This is a genomic window from Mesorhizobium sp. M4B.F.Ca.ET.089.01.1.1, assembly GCF_004022605.1.
GTDB classification, from domain to species: Bacteria; Pseudomonadota; Alphaproteobacteria; order Rhizobiales; family Rhizobiaceae; genus Mesorhizobium; species Mesorhizobium abyssinicae.
On the sequence record NZ_RZOS01000650.1, the window covers coordinates 1 to 2,404 of the forward strand.

A 2,404-nucleotide genomic window follows, 5' to 3' on the forward strand; every position below is an offset into this window, starting at 1 on the left:
CCTTTCATCTGGCCATAAGCTACAGCCTGCGGCTTCGGCAACTCGACGTCAGCTTCACGATCACCAACACCGGCGGCGAGACGCTGCCGGCATCGATCGGCGGGCATCCGGCGTTCAACTGGCCGCTTCTGCCTGATCTGCCCAAGACAGCCTATCAGCTTAGATTCGCCAATGACGAAAGCGCCCCGATCCGCCGCCTCAAGGACGGCCTGCTGCTGCCAACGCCACAGCCGACGCCCGTGAAAGGCAAGATACTGGCGCTCTCCGAAAGCCTGTTCGAGGAGGACGCCGTGATCATCGATCGGCCGGCCAGCGCCAATGTGCGCTACGCCGCCGGGCACGGACCGGCGCTTGAGATATCCTGGCAGGGATTTCGGGAGCTCGGCATCTGGTCCAGGCCGGGCGGAGCGCCGTTCCTTTGTATCGAGCCCTGGCATGGTCTTGCCAGCCCCATCGATTTCGACGGCGAATTCACCGAAAAGCCGGGCGTGATGCTGATCCCGCCAGCCGCGACGCGTGTTCTGAGCTTTCAGATCCATCTGGACTGATATGATCGCGGACGACAATGCGGAACCAATCTTGCGGGGCATCCCATGAAACTCGGCTTCATCGGCACAGGCGCGCTCACGGCCGCTATCGTCACCGGGCTCAAGTCCCTTGCGGACAACCCTGTTTCCATTCTGCTTTCGCCCCGAAACGAAGACATCGCCGCGAGCCTTGCCTCCCGCTACCCGGATGTTCGCATCGCCAGCGACAATCAGGCCGTTCTCGACAATAGCGAAACCGTCATGCTGGCGGTCCGCCCGCAGATTGCCCACGACGTGCTGTCGGCGCTGCGCTTCCGCCGCGACCACCGCCTGATCAGCCTGATCGCCACTTTGTCACTCAAGGACATAGAGAGCTTGACCGCGCCCGCCGGCCACGTGACGAAGGCGCTTCCCATGCCGATGATCGCGCACCGGCTGGGGGCGACGATCATCTGTCCGCCCGATCAAGGCGCGGGCGCTTTGTTCGGGAGGCTGGGGAAGGTGATCGAGGTCGCGGATGCCGGCGAGTTCGACGCCTTGAGCGTCGCGACCGCGACCTATGCCAGCTATTTCAAATACCTCGAGACCATCCACAGCTGGCTCACGCGTCACGGCGTTGGGGAGGGGATAGCCCGCGACTATATCGCCTCGCTTTTCAAGGCGTTGGGCGCCGCTCCTGAGACGTCGCCGGACGCGGATTTCAGACATCTGGCGCAAGACTACGCGACGCGCGGCGGCATCAACGAGCAGGTTCTGCGTGAGCTCACGGCCTATGGCGTGTTCGACGCATTCGCCGAAAGCCTGGACGGCATCCATCGGCGCATCACGGGCGACACGAAATGAAACTCTGCTTCAGCCGCAATCCCAATCCTCGGCTGGCGGTCGCGGTGGCTCGCTACCTTGGCGCCAAGATCGAGTTTGAATTCGCCGCGCCATTCGCACCGGAACCGCCGCCGCCAGGAGGCGAGGGCGATCCGGCCTGATATCCGACCGGCATTCGCCCTAGCGCTGCCAGAAGGGCAGCTTGGCGATCTCTTCCTCGACCTGCCTGTTGGTCAGGCCGATATCGTCGATCAGATGCGGATTGGTCTCCGCCATTCGCTTGAGGTCCCAGCGAAAGCGCGCCCGCTCGCGCCAGGTGGCGATCATGCCACGCAGGGTCGTCTGGCGCCGCAACGGCCGCCCTGGCCGGACTACGCAATGCTGGATCGTCGCAAAAGTATCGTTCATGGCAACCTCCTATGGTTTTGAGGCCCCATGCGGTTGGGAGCCTTCGACCTGAAAGAGGTTGAATTCTGCAGGATGCGGACGGCGCCGTAATTAAGCCCTCCCAAATAGTTCTCAAAAGTTCCAAACGGGCTATAGATGCGCCCTATGCAGGGATCGCGCTTTGCCTTTGGTCCGTTCGTGCTTGATCCGGATGCGGGAACGCTGCTTCGGGACGACGATCCCGTTGCTCTCGGCTACCGCGGGCTGAAGCTGCTTGCGGCACTGGTCGGACGACCCGGCGAAATCCTGGGCAAGGCCGAGTTGATGGACGCGGCGTGGCCGGGAACGGCGGTGGAGGAGGGCAACCTCACCGTCCAGATCGCGCAGTTGCGCAAGCTGCTTGGTCCGGCCGCCGACGGCGGCGAGTGGATCTCCACCGTTCCGCGCGTCGGTTACCGCTTCACTGGGGCCATCGAACAGCTTGGTGGCGCGAAGCGGAAGCCTTTGCCGCTGCCCGACAAACCCTCGATCGCCGTGCTGCCCTTCGTTGCTTTCAGCAGCGATCCCGAGCAGGAATCCTTCGCCGACGGGCTGACCGAAGACCTGATAACCGACCTGTCCCGCAATGCCGGCCTGTTCGTCATCGCCCGCAACTCGGTCTTTGCCTA

General features: G+C 63.3%; 3 protein-coding genes and 2 pseudogenes. 4 read left to right on the plus strand and 1 reads right to left on the minus strand.

All coding sequences use genetic code 11. The annotated features are described in order from the left end of the window. The 3 genes and pseudogenes from EN780_RS32185 to EN780_RS32195 all read left to right on the plus strand — a co-directional run. Positions 1-548 (plus strand): annotated as a pseudogene (locus tag EN780_RS32185) (aldose 1-epimerase family protein); the annotation flags it as partial. A gap of 45 nt (positions 549-593) precedes the next feature. Next, entirely contained in the window at positions 594-1,370 is a 777-nt protein-coding gene (locus tag EN780_RS32190; protein WP_128276292.1) for a pyrroline-5-carboxylate reductase, read from the plus strand. Further along, a pseudogene (locus EN780_RS32195) lies at positions 1,367-1,471 on the plus strand (glutathione S-transferase family protein); the annotation flags it as partial. The gene EN780_RS32190 and the pseudogene EN780_RS32195, both read left to right, overlap by 4 nt. Positions 1,472-1,529: 58 nt before the next feature. Here EN780_RS32195 and EN780_RS32200 read toward each other — a convergent pair. Then, positions 1,530-1,757, minus strand: coding sequence for a DUF1127 domain-containing protein (locus EN780_RS32200; protein WP_128276293.1), 228 nt, complete (start codon positions 1,755-1,757; stop codon positions 1,530-1,532). 144 nt (positions 1,758-1,901) lie between these two features. On the opposite strand from EN780_RS32200, the gene EN780_RS32205 reads away from it, so the two are divergent. Next, on the plus strand, positions 1,902-2,404 hold a 503-nt coding region (locus EN780_RS32205), incomplete at its 3' end, for a winged helix-turn-helix domain-containing protein (protein ID WP_189556911.1).